This window comes from Gemmatimonadota bacterium, from assembly GCA_021295815.1.
Lineage (GTDB): Bacteria > Gemmatimonadota > Gemmatimonadetes > Longimicrobiales > Gaopeijiaceae > JAGWBQ01.
This window is the reverse complement of record JAGWBQ010000019.1, coordinates 6476-27734: the sequence shown is the minus strand read 5'-3', so window position 1 is coordinate 27734 and position 21259 is coordinate 6476. Positions and strand designations below refer to the sequence as shown.

General features: G+C 67.4%; 19 protein-coding genes. 11 read left to right on the top strand and 8 right to left on the bottom strand.

All coding sequences use genetic code 11. From position 1 onward, the window contains the following. The first annotated feature begins 79 nt into the window (after positions 1–79). From J4G12_08645 to J4G12_08610, 8 genes are read left to right on the top strand one after another with little or no spacing between them, the layout of a single operon-like run. The gene (locus tag J4G12_08645) at positions 80–1087 is read left to right on the top strand and encodes an ATP phosphoribosyltransferase (protein ID MCE2455863.1); all 1008 of its coding nucleotides are present in this window, start codon (positions 80–82) and stop codon (positions 1085–1087) included. Further along, complete coding sequence (hisD, locus tag J4G12_08640; GenBank protein ID MCE2455862.1) at positions 1084–2499, top strand: histidinol dehydrogenase; 1416 nt, start codon at positions 1084–1086, stop codon at positions 2497–2499. The genes J4G12_08645 and hisD overlap by 4 nt, the downstream gene beginning before the upstream one ends. Continuing rightward, positions 2496–3632 carry an aminotransferase class I/II-fold pyridoxal phosphate-dependent enzyme gene (locus tag J4G12_08635; protein ID MCE2455861.1) on the top strand — a complete coding sequence of 379 codons (1137 nt, stop codon included), beginning with the start codon at positions 2496–2498 and terminating at the stop codon, positions 3630–3632. Before hisD ends, J4G12_08635 begins: the two co-directional genes overlap by 4 nt. Then, the gene (hisH, locus tag J4G12_08630) at positions 3629–4300 is read left to right on the top strand and encodes an imidazole glycerol phosphate synthase subunit HisH (GenBank protein ID MCE2455860.1); all 672 of its coding nucleotides are present in this window, start codon (positions 3629–3631) and stop codon (positions 4298–4300) included. The genes J4G12_08635 and hisH overlap by 4 nt, the downstream gene beginning before the upstream one ends. Then, on the top strand, positions 4297–5115 hold the full coding sequence (locus J4G12_08625) for a 1-(5-phosphoribosyl)-5-[(5-phosphoribosylamino)methylideneamino] imidazole-4-carboxamide isomerase (GenBank protein MCE2455859.1): 819 nt from the start codon (positions 4297–4299) through the stop codon (positions 5113–5115). The genes hisH and J4G12_08625 overlap by 4 nt, the downstream gene beginning before the upstream one ends. Next, complete coding sequence (locus J4G12_08620; protein ID MCE2455858.1) at positions 5112–5663, top strand: imidazoleglycerol-phosphate dehydratase; 552 nt, start codon at positions 5112–5114, stop codon at positions 5661–5663. Before J4G12_08625 ends, J4G12_08620 begins: the two co-directional genes overlap by 4 nt. Further along, a complete protein-coding gene (gene hisF, locus J4G12_08615) occupies positions 5663–6424 on the top strand; it encodes an imidazole glycerol phosphate synthase subunit HisF (protein ID MCE2455857.1) in 762 nt (253 codons plus the stop codon). The genes J4G12_08620 and hisF overlap by 1 nt, the downstream gene beginning before the upstream one ends. A gap of 2 nt (positions 6425–6426) precedes the next feature. Then, a complete protein-coding gene (locus J4G12_08610) occupies positions 6427–7086 on the top strand; it encodes a bifunctional phosphoribosyl-AMP cyclohydrolase/phosphoribosyl-ATP diphosphatase HisIE (GenBank protein ID MCE2455856.1) in 660 nt (219 codons plus the stop codon). Between the two features lie 111 nt (positions 7087–7197). On the opposite strand, the gene J4G12_08605 is transcribed toward J4G12_08610, so the two are convergent. From J4G12_08605 to J4G12_08580, 6 genes are all read right to left on the bottom strand, one after another. Further along, positions 7198–8106, bottom strand: a complete 909-nt coding sequence (locus J4G12_08605) for an acyl-CoA desaturase (GenBank protein MCE2455855.1) — start codon at positions 8104–8106, stop codon at positions 7198–7200. A gap of 43 nt (positions 8107–8149) precedes the next feature. Beyond that, the gene (locus tag J4G12_08600) at positions 8150–9190 is read right to left on the bottom strand and encodes a class I SAM-dependent methyltransferase (protein MCE2455854.1); all 1041 of its coding nucleotides are present in this window, start codon (positions 9188–9190) and stop codon (positions 8150–8152) included. Then, a complete protein-coding gene (locus J4G12_08595; protein MCE2455853.1) occupies positions 9187–9924 on the bottom strand; it encodes a DUF1295 domain-containing protein in 738 nt (245 codons plus the stop codon). Before J4G12_08595 ends, J4G12_08600 begins: the two co-directional genes overlap by 4 nt. Before the next feature lie 152 nt (positions 9925–10076). Beyond that, positions 10077–11363, bottom strand: coding sequence for a class I SAM-dependent methyltransferase (locus tag J4G12_08590; GenBank protein ID MCE2455852.1), 1287 nt, complete (start codon positions 11361–11363; stop codon positions 10077–10079). Further along, positions 11360–12187: a DUF1365 domain-containing protein gene (locus J4G12_08585; protein MCE2455851.1), complete on the bottom strand. Its 828-nt coding sequence runs from the start codon at positions 12185–12187 to the stop codon at positions 11360–11362. The genes J4G12_08590 and J4G12_08585 overlap by 4 nt, the downstream gene beginning before the upstream one ends. After that, on the bottom strand, positions 12184–13458 hold the full coding sequence (locus J4G12_08580; protein MCE2455850.1) for an FAD-dependent oxidoreductase: 1275 nt from the start codon (positions 13456–13458) through the stop codon (positions 12184–12186). Before J4G12_08580 ends, J4G12_08585 begins: the two co-directional genes overlap by 4 nt. A gap of 476 nt (positions 13459–13934) precedes the next feature. On the opposite strand from J4G12_08580, the gene J4G12_08575 reads away from it, so the two are divergent. The 3 genes from J4G12_08575 (at position 13935) to J4G12_08565 (ending at position 19148) form a co-directional block, all read left to right on the top strand. Further along, positions 13935–17162: a glycosyl hydrolase gene (locus tag J4G12_08575; protein MCE2455849.1), complete on the top strand. Its 3228-nt coding sequence runs from the start codon at positions 13935–13937 to the stop codon at positions 17160–17162. Between the two features lie 133 nt (positions 17163–17295). After that, entirely contained in the window at positions 17296–17649 is a 354-nt protein-coding gene (locus J4G12_08570) for a hypothetical protein (GenBank protein ID MCE2455848.1), read from the top strand. Continuing rightward, a complete protein-coding gene (locus tag J4G12_08565; protein MCE2455847.1) occupies positions 17649–19148 on the top strand; it encodes a hypothetical protein in 1500 nt (499 codons plus the stop codon). The genes J4G12_08570 and J4G12_08565 overlap by 1 nt, the downstream gene beginning before the upstream one ends. Here J4G12_08565 and J4G12_08560 read toward each other — a convergent pair. Both J4G12_08560 and J4G12_08555 read right to left on the bottom strand, forming a co-directional pair. Next, on the bottom strand, positions 19069–20397 hold the full coding sequence (locus tag J4G12_08560; protein ID MCE2455846.1) for a hypothetical protein: 1329 nt from the start codon (positions 20395–20397) through the stop codon (positions 19069–19071). The two genes, J4G12_08565 and J4G12_08560, sit on opposite strands and share 80 nt — an antisense overlap. Before the next feature lie 2 nt (positions 20398–20399). After that, positions 20400–21050 (bottom strand): hypothetical protein, encoded by a 651-nt coding sequence (locus J4G12_08555; protein ID MCE2455845.1) that lies wholly within the window; start codon positions 21048–21050, stop codon positions 20400–20402. Positions 21051–21259: the final 209 nt, after the last annotated feature.

Sequence of the window (21259 nt, the reverse complement as noted above, 5' to 3'; positions counted from 1 at the left end):
ACCCGTCGTCCGCGCCGCGCGTGCAGCTGCGGTTGCCGAGCCGCTCCTGGCGCTCGTGCGAGGTTCGCTGCGGGCTGCCATGGAGAGCGCGTTCGTCGGGGTTAGATTTACCTCCGTCCGCGGCTACGGTTACTACGCCGCCAGTCAACCTCCGCGCGGGACACCGTGCGCGGCGACAATCGGAGGGTCGCAGGTGACCGTTGAAGCGAAGGCGCGCAGATCCGGTGAAACGGACGAGGTGCGAGTGGCCATCCCCAACAAGGGTCGGCTTCGGGAGCACGCCATCAAGCTGCTCCGGCTCGCCGGCGTAGGCCCCCGGTTCGTGGCCGAACGCTCGCTCGCCGCACCGATGGCCGAGAACTTCCAGGCCATCTTCGTTCGGGCGGGCGACATCCCCGCATACGTGGCCGACGGTGCGGCCGAGGCCGGGATCACGGGGCACGATCTCGTGCGCGAGAGCGGTCGCGAGCTCGACGAGCTTCTCGATCTGGGGTTCGGCTCCTGCAAGCTGGTGGTGGCGGTGAAGGAGGAGTCGGCGGTCGAGAAAGTGCGGGACCTGGCCGCAGGTACTCGGGTCGCGACCTCCTTTCCCCGTCTGACCAAGGAATTCTTCGCCGGCGAAGGGCTGCCCGCAACGGTCGTGCCGGTCAGCGGCGCGGCCGAAATCGCTCCGCACCTTGGCGTTGCCGACGCGATCGTCGATCTCTCGTCGACCGGCTCGACGCTCCGTCTCCACGGACTGCGAGAAATCGATTCGGTCCTGCGCTCCACCGCCAGACTCGTCGCGCGCCCCGACCCGTCGACGAACTCGGCGCTCTCCGACCTGGCCACGGCGATCGAGTCGGTCATCAGGGGAAGGGCCAAGCGCTATCTGATGGCCAACGTGCCCCGGACGAGGATCGACGAAGTACGAAACGTGCTGCCCGGACTCTCGGGTCCGACAACGATGCGCATCCTCAACTCGGACGAATGGCTCGCGGTCCATGCCGTCGTGGAAGCCGAGAGCGTCTTCCGGGTGGTGGCGAGGCTCAAGGCGCTGGGGGCGCAAGGGATCGTGGTCACGACCATAGAGAGGCTGATGCCGTGAGCTCGGCGGCAACCGGCGCAAACGCGACGACGCCGATGGTCGAGCTGGCCGTTCGGGCCGATGCGGGTTCGATCGTCTCGGAGTTCGGGTCCGCCGACGAGGCGCTGAGCGGCAGGGGCTGGGCCGCTTTGACGCGCGACGAGGCGGGAGCGGGTGCGTACGGGCCGGGTTCACCCGTCGAAGAATCCGTCAGCGAGACGATCACGGATGTGCTGACATCGGGAGACGCGGCTCTCCGCAGGCTCGCCCGCAGATACGACGGGGTGGAGCTCGGCGACATCGAGGTGCCGCCGGACCAGTGTGCGAGGGCGCTTGAAGAGCTCGATCCCCCGGTGCGCGCCGCGCTCGAGCGTGCAAGACGCAACATCGACGCCTTCCACGAGGCCACCAGGCCGCGGCCGGTCACCGTTGAGACCGAGCCCGGCGTGGTGCTCTCGCAGGAATGGGATCCGCTGGCGAAGGTGGGAGTCTACGCTCCCGGCGGACGGGCCGCGTATCCCAGCTCGGTCCTGATGGGCGTGGTGCCGGCGCGGGTGGCCGGGGTGGAGGAGGTCGCGGTCTGCTCGCCTCCAGGTCCGAACGGGCATCCGTCCGGAGAGGTCATGGCCGCGTGCGCCCTGGCCGGGGCGGACAGGCTCTTCGCCCTCGGCGGGGCGGGCGCCATAGCCGCCATGGCCTACGGCACCGAGACGGTGGCCGCGGTGGACGCCATAGTCGGTCCCGGCAACGCCTGGGTCACCGAGGCCAAGCGCCAGGTCCAGGGGCGGGTGCGCATCGACTCTCTCGCCGGCCCGTCCGAGGCGCTGGTCATCGCGGACGAGGGCGCCGATCCGTTTCTCGCGGCGCTCGAGCTCGTCGCACAAGCCGAGCATGATCCCGAGGCGGCCTGCGTGCTGGTGACCACGAGCCGGGATCTGGCGGGCGCGGTCGAGCGCGAGCTCGCGTCGATCGTCGAGAGGGCGTCGCGCCGCGACATCGTTACGGCCGCGCTCGCGGCGAGGGGAGGGCTGGTCCTGGCGGAGAGCACGGACGAAGCTCTGGCCTTCGCCGACTGGTACGCCCCGGAGCACATGGTCGTCATGGCGGAGCGGGCGGACGAACTGATCGCCGCGGCGAGACCGGCTGCCGGTACGGTGTTTCTGGGGCCGCACGCGTCGGTTGCTTTCGGCGACTACCTTACGGGGGCCAACCACGTGCTTCCCACCGGAAGACGGGCCGAGGTGGAATCCGGCCTCGGCACACGGGATTTCATGCGGTCGTGGACGGTCCAGCGCGTGAGCCGGGCGGCCGCGGCCCGGCTCGCGTCCGACACCGCCGCGCTCGCGGAGGCCGAGGGGCTGCCGGGCCATGCCGAAGCAGCCCGTGCCCGACTCTACGACCGTGGCCCAACCGACCATGGAGAACCGGCGTGACACGTTTTCCCCGACCCGATTTCAGCCGACTCGGCCGCTATGAGACCGGGAGAGAGCCTTCTCGGACGGAGCTGGGCGACAACACCAACCTCTGGGGGCCGCATCCGCTGGCCCTGAAGCGAATACGGGAGGCCGGGGAGCGCGACCTTGCCGGCTACCCCGACACCTACGCCGAAACTCTCGCCCGGGCGGTCTCCGACAAATACGGTTTCGGCCCGGAGTGCGTGACGAGCGGCCACGGTTCGGACGGGGTTCTCGACTACTCGATGCGTTGTTCGGGCGCACCGGGCGCGGCTGTGCGCTATCCGGCACCGACCTTCTCGATGGTAGCGCCTATGGCGGTGATGAACGGCCTGAAGCCCTCGCCGGTGGCTTGGCCGAAAGCTCTCGAAGACGCCTCGATCCTCTTTCGCGGCGACCCGGCCGTCGTGTACGTCTGCCGCCCCAACAATCCTACCGGCGAGCTCGCGCCCAGAGGGTGGCTGGAACAGGTGCTGGAATCGGCCGACGAGCGTTTCCGAGATGATCCCGGGACCGCGCCCCTTCTGCTCGTGGACGAAGCCTACGCCGAATTCTCCGGCGATACCGTGATCGAGCAGGCTCCGTCCCATCCCAGGCTCGTGGTGTTGCGCACCCTGTCCAAGGCCTACGGTCTCGCCGGGCTCAGGTGCGGCTACGGTGTCGCCGGCCCTGAGGTGGCTCTGGAGATCGACAAGGCGCGCGGCCCGTTCGCGGTCTCCCGCCTGGCGGTCGAGGCGGCGGCTCTGGCGGTTCGGGAGGGAGACGAGTGGATCGCGCAGGTGGTCGCGGAGTGCGTCGCCAACCGGGATCGGCTCGCCGGCGAGCTTGCAGGTCGCGGACTCGATCCCTGGCCTTCGCACACCAATTTCGTGCTCTTCCGCGTTCCCGAAGGAGGAACGGCGAAGGCGCTTTTCGACGGATTCCTGGCGAACGACGTGTGGGTGCGCCCCTTCCCGCGGGTCCCGGGTCTGCCGGAGAGCCTTAGGGTGACGGTCGGTCCCTGGCCCGCCATGCGCCGCTTCCTGGAAGTTCTCGACCTGTTGCTCGCGAGCGGGGCCGCCGGTGCGACGACCGGGTTGGAGGGCGCCGAAGCTCGGAGGGCGATCGTATGAGCGATTCGGCGCTCAAGGTCGGGCTCGTCGACTATCGGGCGGGCAATCTCCACTCGCTCAGGAAGGCTCTCGAATTCGCGGGAGCCGAGGTCACGATCGTCTTTTCCTGGGAGGATGCGCTCGGATTCGAAGCCCTCGTGCTCCCCGGCGTGGGCGCGTTCGGACAGGCCAGCGCGACGCTTCCGGACGATCGGACCGCGCTTCGGGAAGCGATCGGAGGCGGAATGCCGTGTCTGGGCATCTGCCTGGGGATGCAGCTCTACTTCGAGGGCAGCGAGGAAGCGCCGGGCGAGGGCATCGGAGTCATTTCCGGCAGGATCAAACGCTTTCAGACCCGGAGGGTGCCCCAAATGGGATGGAACCAGGTCGAGGTCGGAACCGACTCGGTCTTCCGAGGCGTGGATCCGCTTCTCGTCTACTACGCTAACTCGTTCGTCTGCAATCCTGTCGAGGAAGGGGTGGTGATAGGCTTTTCGGAGCACGAAGGCCAGCGCTTTCCGGCGGCGGTGAGGAAAGGGAACGCCTGGGGTTTTCAGTTCCATCCCGAGAAGAGCTCGAAGGCGGGGCTGCGGCTCCTGGTCAACTGGGTGCGCGAGGCGAAAGCGGTGCGCGGTGCGGCGATGGCGGTCGGTTGCGAAGACGAGACGGTCCGCAGGGAGGCCAAATGATCGTCGCGCCTGCGGTCGATCTGAGGGGTGGCCGCTGCGTCCAGCTGGTCGGCGGCGACCCTGACGCGGAAGCGGTATCGATCACCGACCCGGCGGCGGTCGCCGAGCGCTGGCGGAGTCTGGGATTCGGAACGCTGCACGTCGTGGATCTCGACGCCGCCTTGGGCCAGGGCGACAATCGTGCGCTGATCCGCGACCTGCTGGCTCGCTCGGAGGCCGAGGTTCAGGTCGGGGGCGGTCTGCGTAGGGGCGGCGACGTGCTCGAGCTTCTGGATGCCGGGGCCTCGCGGGTCATCGTCGGAACGAGGGCGGTGAGGGAACGCGACTGGCTCGAAGCGCTCCTCGGCGCGAGCCCGGGGCGAATCGTGGTCGCGGTCGACTCGCGGGACGGTCGCATCCTCTCCCACGGATGGCGAAACGACGCCGGGTACGACCTGGTACCTTTTCTGGAGGGCCTTTGCGGCTTGCCCCTGGCCGGCATCCTTTTCACCGATGTGGGCGTGGAGGGTCGCATGACGGGAATCGATCGAGCCTTCGCAGCCGAAGTGGTGGAGGCGTCTCCGTGCGGGGTCTGGGCCTCCGGGGGCATCGCGACCGTCGACGACCTGGAATTCCTCGAACGAAACGGAGCGACCGGCGCCGTGCTGGGCATGTCGCTCTACACCGGCAGACTCGACGCCGCGGAACTCGCGCGGAGGTGGGGCGCCCCGAAGCGTCCGGCCATGTCGTCCGCTGCGAAGGGGGCCGGACTCTTCGCGGGCGGCGAATCGCCGGCCCGGAAGACCGGACCGCGAAGGGAGGGGAGCCGTCCGTGAAGGACATAATTCGCCGGACCTCGGAAACCGAAGTGCGCATTCGCGTCTCGCGCGGTGAGGGTCGAAGCCGAGTCGAGGTCGAGGACGCGTTCCTGCGCCACATGCTCGAGACCTTCGCCCGCTACTCGGGGCTCGATCTGGAAGTCGAAGCCGAAGGCGACCTGCGTCACCACCTGGTCGAAGACGTGGGCCTCACGCTCGGCGTCGCGATCCGCGATCTCGCGGGCGAAAACGTCGCGCGCTTCGGCTGGTGCCTCCTTCCCATGGACGAGACGCTGGCGGAGGCGGCGATCGACGTCGGGGGCCGGCCCTACTTCGTGGGCGAAGCGGGTGCGCCGCTGTACACTCACTTCCTGCACTCCTTCGCCATGAGCCTCGACGCCACCCTGCACGTCCGCGTGATCAGGGGCGGAGATCGCCATCATGTGGTGGAGGCGGTCGTCAAGGCGGTCGGCACGGCTCTGAAGCAGGCGCTCGTGGAGCAGGAGTCCATCTTCAGCACGAAGGGGAGGGTCCGTATGGAGCGCGGCGAGGAAGGGGAGGCCTGATGATTCTGCCGAGGGTGGTCGCCTGCCTCGACGTCAAGGACGGGCGGGTTGTGAAGGGGACGGCCTTCCGCGACCTGACCGATGTCGGAGATCCGGTGGAATTGGCCGTTCGCTACGAGGAGGAAGGGGCGGACGAGATCGTGCTCCTCGATGTCTCGGCCTCCCAGGAGGGCCGGCACGCTCTGTTGGAGACGGTGAGAAGAACGGCGGACGTGCTCTTCATCCCGCTGACGGTGGGCGGCGGAGTCAAATCGGTCATCGAGATCGACCTCATGCTGCGGGCGGGCGCGGACAAGGTGAGCATCAACACTGCGGCGGTTCTTACCCCGGAGATCCTGACCGAGGGCGCGATCCGCTTCGGGAGCCAGTGCATCGTCGCCAGCGTGGACGCGGCGCTGGAGGACGGCATCTGGCGTTGCTACACCCACGGCGGCCACAAACCCACCGGACTCGAGGCCGTGGGTTGGGCGCTCGAGTGCGAAGACCGGGGGGCGGGCGAGATCCTCCTCACCTCCATCGACGACGACGGAGCCCGTTCCGGGTACGCGCTTTCCCTGCTGAAGCTGGTTTGCGACCGGGCTACGGTTCCGGTGATCGCTTCGGGCGGCGCCGGGTCGAGCGACCACCTGCGGGCGGCCATCTTCGAAGGCGGCGCCTCCGCCGCGCTCCTGGCCGGGATCCTGCACGACGGCATCGTCAGCATCCGAGAGATCAAGGCCGAGCTCGCCCGGGCGGGCGTTCCGGTGCGGGAGGTGCGTTAACGATGGCGGACGCCGAAGGAGTCGGATCCGGGGGACGGATCGTCGCTACCTGTGCCGATCTCGACCGAGTCGACTTCGCGAAGGCCGGTGGACTGGTGGCGGTGGTCGTCCAGGACGCCCGCGACGGAGCGGTCCTCATGCTGGCCTTCGCGAACCGGGAGGCGCTGGAGGCTACGCTCGCGACCGGCGAGATGCACTTCTGGTCGAGGAGCCGTCGGGAGCTATGGCGCAAGGGGGCGACAAGCGGCGACACGCTGCCGGTGAAGGAGCTCCTGCTCGACTGCGATCAGGACGCCGTGCTGGCCTTGGTCGAACCTGCGGGACCGGCATGCCACCTGGGCGAGCGCACGTGCTGGGGCGAGGTTGCGCCGAAGCCGTCTTGCGAAGAGACGCTCCGCAAACTCGACGCCGTGATTGCCGAGCGAAGCCGGGCTCGTCCCGAGGGAAGCTACACGACGCGTCTGCTTGCCGACGGCAACCTGAGGCTCAAGAAGTTGGGCGAAGAAGGAGCGGAACTGATCGCGTCGCTGGCCAGCGGCGATGAGGAACGGGCCGTATCCGAGGCCGCCGACCTGCTCTACCACGTCCTGGTCGCCCTGAGGGCCGAAGGCGTCGGGTTGGAAGAGGTCGCCCGGGAGTTGCGAAAGCGGTCGGGCAGGTGACCCCCGCGAGGCAAGCGTCACCGATTCGCCGAGCGATACCCGGCGCCGCGGTAACGGTCGGTTCCTCCTCTTCGAAGGGCTGGCGACCTGCGGTCGTCTCGAACCGACCGCCTACGACCGCGCCTTCCTCCGCCTCCCGTACGCCGTCGCCGGCGGGGTCCGCAGCTCCCAGACCAGCCCGACCTTCTCCAGCGTCCTGAGGAGGTAGTGCGTGACGTCGAGCTCCCACCAGTAGAAGCCCTGACGCTCGGACGACGGATAGCGGTGATGGTTGTTGTGCCAGCCCTCGCCCAGCGTCAGCAGCGCGACCCACCAGTTGTTCCTCGAGTGATCCTTCGTGGCGTAGCGGCGCCGTCCCCACATGTGGGTGACCGAGTTCACGAGGAAGGTCACGTGGTAGAGCAGCATCGTGCTTACGAAGAGACCCCAGCCGAGCATCTGCCAGCGAGTGGCCCCGAGCGTGGGAAATACCGCTTCGAGCCACCAGCCGACCCCGAAGAGCAGGACGCCGAGGCTGAAGGGCGCCAGCATGTGCATCCGGTCGAGGAAGCGCAGCTCGGGAAACCGCCTCAGGTCATGCACCAGCGACTCGTCGTATCCCTTGTAGCGCCGCGTCATGATCCAGCCGGCGTGCGCCCACCAGAAGCCTCTGAGGCCGGGCGAATGAGCGTCGTGTTCGGTGTCGGCGTGGCGATGGTGAAGCCGATGATGAGACACCCACCAGAGCGGCCCGTTCTGCCCCGCGCTGGCTCCGAGCCAGGCCAGGACGAACTGGAGGACCCGGCTGGTCTTGAACGACCTGTGCGAGAAGTAGCGGTGGTAGCCTCCGGTTATTCCGAAGAGGCGAATCCAGAAGGTGACGAGCAAGGCGACGAGAGCGGGCACGCTGACGCCGGTGAAGAACGCGCCCAACGCCAGAACGTGCATGCCGATGAAGGCGTAGCTGCGGAGAAAGTCGACTCTGTACGTGCGGGCAAGCGAATCGTGGTCGACGTGCTCGCGAGCTGCGGTCTCGATCATGTCGCCGCCTTTGTCCTTGTCATGTCGTTATCCTCGGGCGCGGTCACGCTCTCTTTAGGAATCGATGGTGCGACACGCCCCACTCCCGACCGTTCCCGTAGGCGAAGGTTTCGGCGACGGCCATGAAGAAGAGCCGCCAGCGTTCCACCCAACGGTGGGCGGACGCGGCGCCGTAGGTATCGACGAAGACCGAGGCGGCTTCGTGTCGCATGGCGTCCAGATTTTCCAGCCAGGCTTCGGCGGTGCGCGCGTAGTGAGTACCCCGCACGAACCAGTCGGCTTCGAGGGTCAGATCGCCCCGGAACTTCGGCACTAGCGACGGACTGGGCATCAGACCGCCGGTGAAGAACTCGCGGGCCATCCAGTCCCCCGCGCCCTTGTCGGCGAACCGGTACGCGCGGGCATGGTGGCAGAAGACGTGGACGAATAGCCGCGCCCGGGGCCGCATCCAGCTCTCGATCTTCCTCAACAGAAGTTCGTAGTTGTTCATGTGCTCGAACATTTCGACCGAAACCACGCGATCGAAGCTCTCCGGCTCGAGCTCCAGCTCCGAGACATCCGCCGTCATGATCCTCACGTTGTCGAGGCCGCTTCGCCGAACCCGTTCCAGAATGTGACGGCGCTGAGACTCGGAGTGCGACACGCCGACGATCCGGCTGTCCGGATACTTCTCCGCCGCGAAGAGCGTGAGTGCGCCCCAGCCGCAGCCGAGGTCGAGGACGTCCTGGCCGCCGGACAGATCGGAACGGGAGCAGGTGAGCTCCAGCATGGAGAGCTCGGCGTCCGCGAGAGCGAATCCATCTTCGTCATCCGGCCAGTGGCACGAGGAGTACTTCAGCCGGGGGCCCAGCGCCAGCTCGAAGAACGCTGCCGGGACCTCGTAGTGCTGCTCGTTCGCTTCACACGGCGCCGGCGCGACGGGACCCGAACGCAGCGTCGCCTCGTCGAGCTGGGGTTCGCTCGCCAAAGAGCGCAGCCGCGCACGCAACAGAGCTCGAATGCCGGCCCGGACTACCCGGTCGGGCAGTTTTCCGGACTCGGCGGCCGCGAAGGCCGTCCGCGAGAGCGCTTCCGCGACGCTCACCGATCCTTCCGGGGAAACCAGGGGACGAAGGCGCTCGTGGTGCGCTGATAACGACGGTATTCCTCGCCCCGCCTTTCCACCGAACGTCTCTCGATGGGCGGGATTCCGGTGATGAACCGGATAGAGAGCAGCAGGAGGACCGGAGCGAGGAGGATGGCCCACGGAGGAGCGCTCCCGTACGCGACCGGCACGTAGGCCACCCAGTGCAGCCATTCGAAGAAGTAGTTGGGGTGACGGGAGTAGCGCCAGAGCCCCGCGCGGCAGACCTTGCCCTCGTTGCCGGGCACGGCCCGGAAACGCGCCAACTGGGCGTCGGCGATCGATTCGCCCGTGATCGACACCAGCCAGATCGCCAAACCCGCGATGTCGGCGACCCTGAGCGTCGGCTCCGATGCGCGCATGGCGAGCAGGAAGTGGATCGATAGAACGACCACCAAGGCCGCCTGGGCCTGGAAGAAGACGAAGAACTTGAGCGGCGCCCCGCGACCCCACTTGGTGCGCAAGTCGCGGTAGCGGCCGTCTTCGCCCGGCGTTTTCACTCGCGTCAACAGGTAGCTAGCCAGGCGCACCGACCAAACCCCGGCCATCGCAGCCACCAGCCAGCGCCGCCATCCCACTCCCGTCGGCACGGCCGCCGCGTAGAAAACGGCCGCCGCACCCAGGCCTGCGGTCCAGGCGAGGTCCACCACGTCGGCCTCCCGGGTCCGGAGCTGACGATACCAGAGCGCGGCCATCACCGCGACAGCCACGACCGCGACCGTCGTGACGGCGAGCGCGGCGTTCAGGCCGAGCACCAGGGTCGAGAGCTCGAGCGGCGACGCAGCTTCGCCGCTTCTCCGCGCACCTTCCCGTTCGTGTCCATGGTCTCACTCTTCATTGTGCGGCCTCACCCCTTCCGTTCCAGGACGAGCTGCCAGTCGGCCACGTAGCGGGTGCGGAATGCGGCCTCGCAGTATGCGAAGTAGAACTCCCACCGATGAAGGAAGCTATCGTCGAACCCCAGCTTGAAGAGGGCGTTCCGTCGTCGAAGGAATCGTTCTCGCCACGCGGCGAGCGTGGGTCCGTAGTGAGGCGCCAGATCCTCCCGGTGGACGATCCGCAATTCGGTTCGACGCAGGGCTCGCCCTATCGCTCCCATCGACGGCAGATGCGCGCCCGGAAAGATGAAGCGCTGGATGTAGTCCGGGCGCAAGCGGTAGCGCAGGTAGCGGTTGTCGGGAATGGTGATCACCTGGATCACAGCTCTGCCTCCCGGATTGAGCGCCTCGGCGCACTTTTCGAAGTATGTGGGGAGATAGCGGTGCCCCACCGCCTCGAGCATCTCGATCGACACGATCGCATCGTACCTGCCGGTGACCTCCCGATAGTCGGTCAGCTCTATGGACACCCGGTCCGCGAGGCCGGCACGGTCGATTCGCTCTCGCGCATAGGCCGCCTGCTCTTGTGAGATCGTCAGCCCGGTGACCCGACATCCGAACTCCGAGGCCGCCAGTTCGGCGAACCCGCCCCATCCGCAGCCGATCTCGAGGACGCGCGCCCCCGGGCGCAGGCCGGCCTTGCTCGCCAGGAGCCGGTACTTGGCCCGCTGGGCCTCTTCGAGGGTCGCGGCGTCGATTCCGGACCGGCCGCGGGCCTCCTCGTCGGCCCGGAGCGCGTACTCGTCGAAGTATGCGCACGAATAAGTCATCGAGGGATCGAGGAAGAGCGCGAAGAAGTCGTTTCCGAGGTCGTAGTGCTTCGTGATGTTGCGCCGCGAACCCGTCTTCGTGTTCGGGCGGGCCCGGTGAGCCAGCCAGGCTGCGGCCGCCGCAGGCCAGAGGAGCGGAACCAGCGGACGCAGGAAACGGCGATTGAGGATGCCGAAGCGGGCCGCTTCCATGGGCGAGTCCGCCGACCACTCCCCCCGTATGTAGGCTTCGCCGGCGCCCATCTCGCCGTCGAGCAGCATCCGCCGAAAGAAACGGGTATCGTGAACGGTGATCGCGGCCTCCGGCCCCGGAACCGCACCCTTGAAGCGATGGACCGCCCCGTCCGGGGTCCGTATCGAGAGGCGTCCCCGCCCCACCCGGCGCAGGGAGGCAAGGACGATGGCGCGAGCGAGCCTGTCCGCCAGGCTCACCCAACGTTCCGGGGTGGGCTCCGAAGACCCTGTCGCCTTTGCTGCCGTGCTCACCGGGCCCGTGATCGTCCCTTGCCCTTGCCGGGTTGCCAGCCGTCGAGTCCGTTGTCGGGCGGCTCCGGCTTGCGGAAGAAGGGCGCCCGCTTCGCCCAGAGCTTCGCGGCCTGCCAGTGGATCATCGTGATCGTCCGCGCAGTCATGTGCGGATAGCGCACCAAGGCCCGGGCCAACGAGGCGGCCGTAAGCGGCCTGCGGGCCAGCTTGAGCGTCGCGTCGAAGTACTTCCTGTCGGCCTCGAACTCGTCGATGTGGAGAGTCATGCGCTCGCCCGGGGGAGTCACGATCCATTCGTAGCGGACGCCGTCGATCGGCATGAAGGGCGAGACGTGGAACCGCTTGTCCACCCTCGACCGCACCGCCGTCCCTCCCACCGTCTCCGCCCCGTCGAGCAGGTAGCAGTAGACCTCGCCGAAAGTGTTGAAGACCTCGGCCACGGTAAAGCGCAGCTCGTCTGCGGCGTCCATGCAGAAGAAGTGCGACACGGGGTTGAAGCCGTACCCCAGCACTCGCGGATTGGTCAGCATCATGACCCTCGAGTCGCCGAGCTCCCGGCCTCGGCCATCCAGCCAACGGGCCAGCTTGTCGCGGACCGGCTCGGCCGTGCCGCCCATGTGGTCGCGGTCGTGGAACGAGACCGGTCCGGCCCGGTTGTAGCCGAAGAAGGGGATCGCGGCATCGATGGCGGGAAGCTCGTCGAGATCGAGAAGCAGTTGGAACACCCCGTAGCGGAAGGCGTTCTTGCGCGGCGCCGTGCGTCGGTGCCGAACCGTGCCCACATAGAGGCCTGAGCGGAGTCGGTCCGTCTCTGCGGTGGTCAATCCAGCCGCCCGCCCAGAGGCTCGACCGCTTCGACCGCCGAGCGGAAGCCGTCCTCGTGGAATCCGTCGCCGAGGTATGCGCCGCAGAAATAGGTGCCGAGCTGGCCGTTGAGAGTCGAGATCGCGCTCCGCGTGGCCACGGATTCCGTCGTGTAGACCGGGTGGGTGTAAGTGACGCGATCGTGAACGCTGACGGGCCTCCTGGACGGATTGAGGGTGACCAGGCAGGGCATCTCCGGGTCGAGGCGCTGGAGTCGGTTGAGGTTGTAGGTCATGGTCGTTACGGGCGAAGGATGGCGGCAGTCGGCCACGCGGTAGTTCCAGGAACCCTGCGCCGCCCGCCGCGGCGGCAGAAAGCTCGGGTCGGAATGGACCCAGGTGTCGTTCTCCGCATACTCCCATGCGCCCAGCAGCGTGCGCTCGGCATCGGTGGGCGCCCGAAGGAGCGCGAGCGCCTCGTCGGCATGCGTCGCCAGGACGACCTTGTCGAATTCCTGGCTCGCGCCGTCCGCGAAGTGGAGACGAGTGCTTCGGTCGGTGCGATCGACAGCCCGCACCGGCGAATCGGTGTGGACGCGGCCGCGCAACCTGTGGAGCATGGCCTCGACGTAGGTTCGGCTCCCACCTCGGACCGACCGCCACTGGAGACGGTTTCTCAACTGGAAGAGTCGGTGCCTGCGAAAGAAATCCACGAACGTCCGGGCGGGAAACCGCTCGACGGTCGGGATCCCGGTCGACCACAGGGCCGACGCAAGAGGATAGACATAGTGGCGGCCGAGCGTCTCGGGGCCCGAACGCGTCTTGCGCCCTTTCCCGCCGCGCTCGGCGGAGGATACGAGTTCGCGCAGGGTCTCGCCCCGGCCGCTCCACCCTTCGCCCCTCCCCGCCGCGTTGAATCTCCCGATCATGGCCAGAAAGCGTAGGAAGCCGGGTCGCAGCAAGTTGGCGGGGTCGGCGAAGAGCCCGCCGAGACCCAGCCCGCTGTAGACCACCCGGCAGCGTTCGCATTCGAACGAGAACGACATGTCGTTCGGCTGCGAGCGAACCCCGAGCGCTTCGAAGAGCCTGGTCAGGAGCGGATAGGTCGTCTCGTTGTAGACGATGAAACCCGAGTCGACCGCGACAGCCCCGCGAGGGCCGGCCACCCGGTGGGTGTGAGTGTGGCCGCCGATGCGGTTCTCGCGCTCGAAGACGCGAACCTCGTGCTTCGGGGCGAGCAGCCATGCCGCTCCCAGCCCCGAAATCCCGGTCCCGACGACGGCGATTCTCATCAACCCGCCGCAGGGGGGGGCGAGCCCCATCCGCCTGGGAACCGGCGCTCGAAATCGCGGCCGGGCAAAACGGTCAAGTCGCCCGGTCGCGGGTCTGCGGCCGGCAGGGAGGCACGCGCTCCGGTCACGTGCATGGCTTGTTCATCCGCGTCTCTCCGGTACGAGTTGACGGCCTATGCGGACCCACCTGTCGACGGATCCGTCGGTTCCTCGCCGGCGCGGGAAGTTTCGCCGAAACCACTCAACTGTCAAGTTATCTTTTGACAGCCCCGGGCGAAACCCGCACGAGCGCGGCGTCCGGCACGGATGTGGCCTCGCACTGCCGCAGCGGGCCTTGACCGCGGGCCGACGAACCTCGGCTCGCCTGCGGGAAAGCCCACCGTTTCCATCCCCACCCCAAAGCCATGTTCCAGATCGAACCGGGCCGTTCCGACGCGGCCGGCCCTCCTCCGCCCCGCCGCACGTCGATTCGCTCCGTGATCCGAAACCGTTCCGGAAGCGCTCGCGCCTTCGCCTTCCTTGCGTTTCTCATCGCGCTCACGCCCCTCGCGGATGTCGACGGCCTCCCGCGCGACCCGGCGGGCGCGGGCTCGACCCTCGCGGCCCAGGAGCTGGAAACGGTCGGCCTGGACGGTCTGAGCTACCGCATGGCGGGTCCCTTTCGAGGCGGGCGCTCGACCGCCGCCACCGGCTTCCGCGGCGACCCCGATCGCTGGCTCATGGGCACCACGGGCGGCGGCGTGTGGGAGAGCGACGACAACGGCGTTTCCTGGAAGAACATCTCGGACGGATTTTTCGGCGGATCGATCGGTGCGGTCGCGGTCGCGGCTTCGGACCCGAACGTCATTTACGTGGGCGAGGGCTCGATGGACATCCGCGGAAACACATCGGCAGGCAGGGGCGCCTGGCGTTCCGTCGACGGAGGTCGCACCTGGAGCCATATCGGTCTGAGAGAGGCGGGGCAGATAGGACGGATCGAGGTGCATCCCGGCAATCACGATCTCGTCTATGCGGCCGCCCTGGGCCACCCCTTCGGTAAGAATTCCGAGCGGGGCGTCTTCCGCTCTCGCGACGGCGGCGCCACCTGGGAGCACGTGCTGGCGCTGAACGACTCGACCGGCGCCTCCGATCTGACCATGGACCCCGGCAATCCTCGCGTGCTCTATGCCGGCATGTGGCGCGGCGAGCGCAAGCCGTGGGCCATGATCTCGGGCGCGGAGGAGGGCGGCGTCTACAAGACCGTCGACGGGGGGGACAGCTGGACCAAGCTCGGCGGCGGCCTGCCCGAGGGCATGGTGGGCAAGGTCGGCGTTAGCGTCTCGCCCGCCGATACCGACCGCGTCTGGGCGATCGTCGAGGCCGAACCCGCCGGCGGCGTCTACCGTTCGGACGATGCGGGCGCGACCTGGACGCGCACCAACTCGGAGAACAGACTGCGCCAGCGGGCCTGGTACTACACCCACGTTCAGGCCGATCCCCGGGACCCGAACACGGTCTACGCGCTGAACACCGGTCTTTACCGTTCGATAGACGGCGGCTCCACCTTCACGCCCATACAGGTTCCGCACGGCGACGTTCACGACCTCTGGATCCATCCTTCCGATCCCTCGCGCATGGTGGTGGCCAACGACGGCGGTGCGCAGGTGACCGTCAACGACGGCGAAACCTGGTCGACCTATTTCAACCAACCCACCGCCGAGCTCTACGACGTGATCGTCGACAACGCCTTCCCCTACCGTCTTTACGGCGCACAGCAGGACAACACCACCATCTCGGTGCCCGCCTGGGCGGACGTCAACACCCTTTACCCCAAGCAGCACTGGCTCAACGCCGGCGGTTGCGAGACCGGGCCGGTCGCGCTCCATCCGGATCGTCCGCATGTCGTCTACGCCGGCTGCTACGGCGGGGTCATGGACCGCTACGACCTGGCGTCGGGTCAACGGCGCAACATCATGCTCTACCCGCAGCTCCAGCTCGGCATGGCGGCGAAAGACCTCAGGCACCGCTTCCAGTGGGTCTCGCCCATGGTCGTCAGCCGTCACGATCATCGCGTGCTCTATCACGGGTCGCAGTACGTCAACCGTTCGCGCGACGAGGGGGCGAGCTGGGAGACGATCAGCCCCGATCTAACCACGAACGATCCGGCGCACCAGGAGCAATCGGGAGGCCCGATCAACGCGGACGTGACGGGGGTCGAGATATTCAACACTGTCTTCTCCATCGCCGAGAGCCCCTTCGACGCCGACGAAATCTGGGCGGGAAGCGACGACGGACGGGTTCACCTGACGCGCGACGGTGGCGGAAGCTGGACCGAGGTCACGCCTTCGGGCATGCCCGAGCTCGGCACCGTGGACGAGATCGAGCTCTCGACTCACCGGCCCGGACGAGGCTGGGTGGCCGTGCAGCGCTACCGGCTCGACGACTTCGCGCCCTACGTCTTCCGCACCGACGACTTCGGCGCTTCCTGGACTCTCGTCGTCGGGGGCATTCCCGCGGACCACCCGATAAGGACCGTGCGCGAGGATCCCGGAAGCGAGGACCTGGTTTTCGCCGGGGGCGAGTTCGGAGTCTACCTGTCTTTCGACGGAGGCGACAACTGGCGAGACTTCCGGCGCAACCTCCCGCAGACTCCGGTCACGGGAATGCGGGTCGCGCACGGCGATCTCGTCATCTCGACGCAGGGCCGGTCGTTCTGGATCATGGACGACATCACTCCACTCAGGGAGATGCGGAACGCGGTGACCGCCCAGGCCCACCTCTTTGCGCCGCGGGAAGTCCATCGTCTCACGAACCTGGGACTCGCCGGGCTCGCCGAGCTCAATCCCGATCCCCCGCCGGCGGGAGCCCAGATCCATTTCCACCTGGCCGAGACCGCTGTCGAACAGGTCGATGCCGCCGCCGAGCGACTGGAGATCCAGGTGCTCGACGCCGAGGGCAGGGTGGTCCGCACCTTCACCACCGACTCGGCGAACGCGGAAGAGGATACGGAGACGATCAAGCCGACAGCCGGCCTGAATCGGATCGCCTGGACGCTCCGCTACCCGGGTCCCGAGCTGCCGGAAGGCTCGGTGCAGTGGGGCTACACGGGCGGTGTCTCGGCTCCGCCGGGCGACTACGTCGTACGGTTGACCATGGCCGAGACCGTGCTCGAGGAGCCCCTCCGCCTGCTTCCCGATCCTCGCATCCCCGAAGTGACGCAGGCCAGCTACCGCGAGCAGTTCCGGGTCGCGATGCTGGCGCGGGACTCGATCACCTCCATCTCAAGGACGATCGACGACCTCGCGTCGATCAGGGATCAGGTGGAGTCGGTCATGGAACGGGTTCGCGCCGCCGAGCGCGAGGACGAGCTCGCCGGGTTGGCGGATACGCTGACCGGGAAGGCGACCGAGGTCACCGAGGATCTCATGCAGACCCGCAACCGCTCGGGGCAGGACCCGATACGCTTCGCGCCCAGGCTCGACAATCAGTGGCTGGAGCTTTACGGCCGCGTCACCGGAACCGACGGCTACATCTCGGGCGGCGCCGAGGGCGAACCCCAGCCCGGAACCTTGGAGCGACTCGAATCCCTGCTCGGGGAGTGGGAAGGCGTCCGCCGGCGTTACACCGATCTGCTGGAGAACGAACTCCGGCGGTTCAACGAGGCGGTGGAACTGATGGGATTGCCGGCCGTGGCTTTGCCGTCCCGCACGCGTATCGTAAGCTGAAAACCTGCGCGGGGTCCGGAGCTGCTCTACCGACGGGGAACGTGTTTTCGCCGTGCGACGTGGCTTCCCGTCCCGACCTCCGCACGGCGACGAGCTCCCGGAACCTGCTACCCGCCCGGGGTAGCCCTTGCCCATGACCGAAACCGAACTTCCCCTGATCACGCCCGCCGAGCTGAAGAGCAGGCTCGACGCAGGATCCGGGCCCGTCGTGGTCGATGTTCGCGAGCACTTCGAGCGCCGGATAGCCGACCTGCCCTATTGCGATCAGATCCGCATCCCCATGGGGGAGCTTCCCGACCGCTTGACGGAGATCGATGCGCGGCGCGACGACGAATCGCCCGACGTCGTCGTCTATTGCAAGACGGGCGGCCGCGGCAGCTGGGCGACCTCGTTCCTTATCGGGGAAGGACGCGCGGCCGTGTACAATCTCGAAGGCGGGGTGATGGGGTGGCGGGAGGAGGTGGACCCCTCCCTGCCGAAGTACTGATGTCGATGCCGACAGCTCGTGGATTGCCCGTCTCGCCGCGTCAAGGCCGAGGTTGCGCGTTCCTCTCGACGCTGGCCCTGCTTCTCTTGCCGGGCTGTGGACCCCCGGGCTCCGACGACGCCGGCAGGTCGCAGCCCGCACCTCCCGCGCTCGACTCCGGAACGGAGGTCGCCGAGGCGGCCCAAGCCCCGTTCGAAGGGTCCGGACTGGGCGTAAGGCTTGACGGCAGCTCCGGTTTCGTGCGCTCCGAGGGACCGGGAGACGAACGCTACCGGGCGAAGCCGTCGGTCATGTCGCTCCTGAAGTTGGAGCCGGCGGCCGGGGCGCCGGAGGATTTCGGCGAGCTCGTCCGTCCGGCCCTGCCGACTCCGGCTGCCGGGGTCGCGCGGCCGGTCTTCGAGAAGCCCGAGCACGTGCGCGGCATCTACCTGAACATGTCGGCGGCCGGTTCGGCTCGGCGCTCCAGAGAGCTCATGCAGCTCGCGGCCGGGAGCGAGATCAATTCGTTCGTGATCGACATCAAGGACGCGGCCGGGAGGGTCAGTCACCGTTCGCAGGTGCCGCTCGCGAACGAGATCGGAGCCACCGCGCGCGCGACGATCTCCGACCTTCACCAACTCCTTAGGGAGCTCGAGGCGCGCCGCATCTACCCCATAGCGCGCATCGTCGTGGTCAAGGACCCACTGCTGGGAGAACACCGGCCGGACCTGGCCATCCAGGACACCGCAGGCGGGGTGTGGAAAGACGGCTCCGGCGTCGTGTGGATCAATCCCTGGAACCGGGAGAGCTGGGAGTATCCGCTGGCCCTCGCGCAAGAGGCCGCGCTGGCCGGATTTCCGGAGATACAGTGGGACTACATCCGCCTGCCCGACGCGCCGCGTTCGGAACTGGCGCGGGCGGTCTTCCCGGGCAAGGACGAACGCTCCCACCCCCAGGTCATCCGCGCATTTCTGGAACACAGTCGCGAGCGGCTCGCCGAGTACGGGACGACCGTAACCGCCGATGTCTTCGGGGTCACCACCTCCGGGCGGGACGTGGGCATCGGGCAGGTCTGGGGGCAATTCATAGACGTGGTCGACGTCGCTCTGCCCATGGTCTACCCCAACCACTACTGGAAGGGGAGCTTCGGCTTCGACGAGCCCAACTTTTTTCCGTACGAGATCGTCAACCGAGCGATACGGGACGCGGTTCGGAATTCGGCGATGATCGAAGGCGCGGGCATGGTAAGACCCTGGCTCCAGGACTTCGACCTAAGCTACATCGCACCCGAGTACGGCCCCTCCGAGGTGAGGGCCCAGATCCAGGCGGTTTACGACGCCGGAGTCCACGAGTGGATCCTCTGGCACCCCGGCAGTCGATACACGGAGGAGGCGCTCCGGCCTATCGGCGCTGACGACAGGTGGGAGGAGGAGTTCGAGATCAGGGTCGGCGGCGTGATCGTACCGGCCTCGGAGCGACACGAGGCGCTCGAGGCCTGGCGGGTGGCCAATGGGAACTAGCTAGCCCGAGGACAAAGCCTGCCGGCTCTGAGGATGGGGAGCGTCGGTTGGGCGTGATTCGTGCGCGAACGACGTAGTTCACGTCGAACTCGTCCGTGACGACCAGCCACGCCAGTTCGCCGCGCACGACCGGGGCAACCCGGTCAAAGAGGTTGAGATCGGGTCCCAAGCTGGCCGTTCCGAGATAGGTGCCGTCCCGCGAGTAGACGTCAAAAAGGACTCCGCCGTCCGCCGCAGGCGTGCGGACCCACAGGTTGCCTTCGTCCGACTCGAAGATGTCCTCCACGGCGGGCTTGACCGTTGGCACCCTGGACCAGTCCCATTCGCCCGCGCCCATGCTGGAGGTCATCTCCCTCATCATATCGATGACGGAGTCACGCTCGACGGTGGGTACGGCTATGGGAGGTCGTCGGGTCTCGACGAGGAGGGTCGTGTCACCGCCCGGTAGCCAACGCTGGAAGCGGTATGCCGGGTCTCCGTCCCGGTTGGACCAGAAGTCGCCCCGCCGACCGATGTAGCGGACTTGGTTCGCGTAGAAGGGGATCGAATACGCCATGTAGCCGCCGCCCAGCTCTTGGTAGAAAGCGCCGGGTTGGTTTGCGGGATCGAACTCTTCGTCTTCCGGGCTATCGCTTGGCAGCGGAATTGAATCGACCTGGGTCATGGTCAAGTCGAAGATGCGAAGCAGCCTCCGGTTGCCCGTCCGCCAAGGCCGGTAGATGCGGCTGCCGTCCGCTATGGCGCCGTTCCAGGTCGCGTTGAAGTTGCCGTCGGCGAACGGAAAGGACTCGACAAAGCCGTCCTCGGGATCGAAGACCGACATTCGTCCGTTGCGCGCGTCCGGGACCCAGAGACGCCCGCTGGAGTCGAGCATGAGTCCGTTCGCGTCCACGAACTCGCCGGGCCCCTGCCCCTTCCCGCCATGAGTCGCGATGTGAGCGCCATCGGGGCCGAAGACCCGCAGTTCCTGAATCTGGGAATCCAAGATTGCAAAGCCTCCGCCGTCCAGCGCCACGAGACCCTTCAGACGGGCGAACGCGTCAGGTCCGGTGCCTTCGCGGGAGCCGACGCGCAGCTCCTCGACCAGAGTCCAAGCGGGGAATACGTTCGCCGCCGGGATGTTGGTGACGTGGACCGTGCCGGAAGGCAAGGTGTCTCGCATAGTTGTCCAGCCGCTCCGAGATCCGGTGTCTTCGCAGCCGGTCAGGGCTACCCAAGCCACGACGAGCAGCGTCCAAATCCGTTTCATGATCAGCGCCTACGCTCGGTTGCGTGGATCAGGCGCCGCAGCGCGGCGACATCGTCCTGGATCGACCGTTCGATTGCCTCGGCGCGACCGTCTGCATCCCATTCCGCGATCTGTGCTTCTATCGCCCTGACCCGTCCGTCCAGGTCGTACTGTTCGATCTGGGCCTCGATGCCACGGACCTTCCCGTCCAGGTCGTACTGTTCGATCTGGGCCTCGATGCCACGGACCTTCCCGTCCAGGTCGTACTGCTCGATCTGGGCCTCGATGTCTCGGACCTTCCCGTCCAGGTCGTACTGCTCGATCTGGGCCTCGATGTCTCGAACCTTCCCGTCCAGGTCGTAACGCTCGATCTGGGCCTCGATGTCTCGGACCTTCCTCTCGAGATCATACCGCCCGATCTCCCGTCCGATGTCGCCCACTTGTTGGTCCAGATCGTATTCGCCGATGGCTTGACGCGTGGATCGCACCTCGCCCTCGGCCCGCACTATTTCGATTTGCATGTCGGTCAACTGCCTGACGACTTCGTCCTGGGTTTCTTCCCGAAGCCGCGACCCGGCTTCCACGATTTGCCTTACGTCGTCGTCCAATGCGCGAAGCCGGACTTCGCCGAATTCTTCAGCCAGTGCTTGGGCCACCGCGTCCAGTTCTCGCAAGTCGAGTTGTTCCAGAGCCCGTGTCGTTGCCTGCAACGCCTCTTCCATTCCAGCGGATACCATCCGGGCCATCCCCCGTCGCAGGCCTGCGACCCTCCGTTCATGGCCCCCGATTTCGCGGCGAAGACTCGCGACGTGTCGCTCGTGGGACGCTATCCCGCGTTGCAGACTCGCGACGTGTCGTTCGTGAGACGCGATCTCGCGACGCA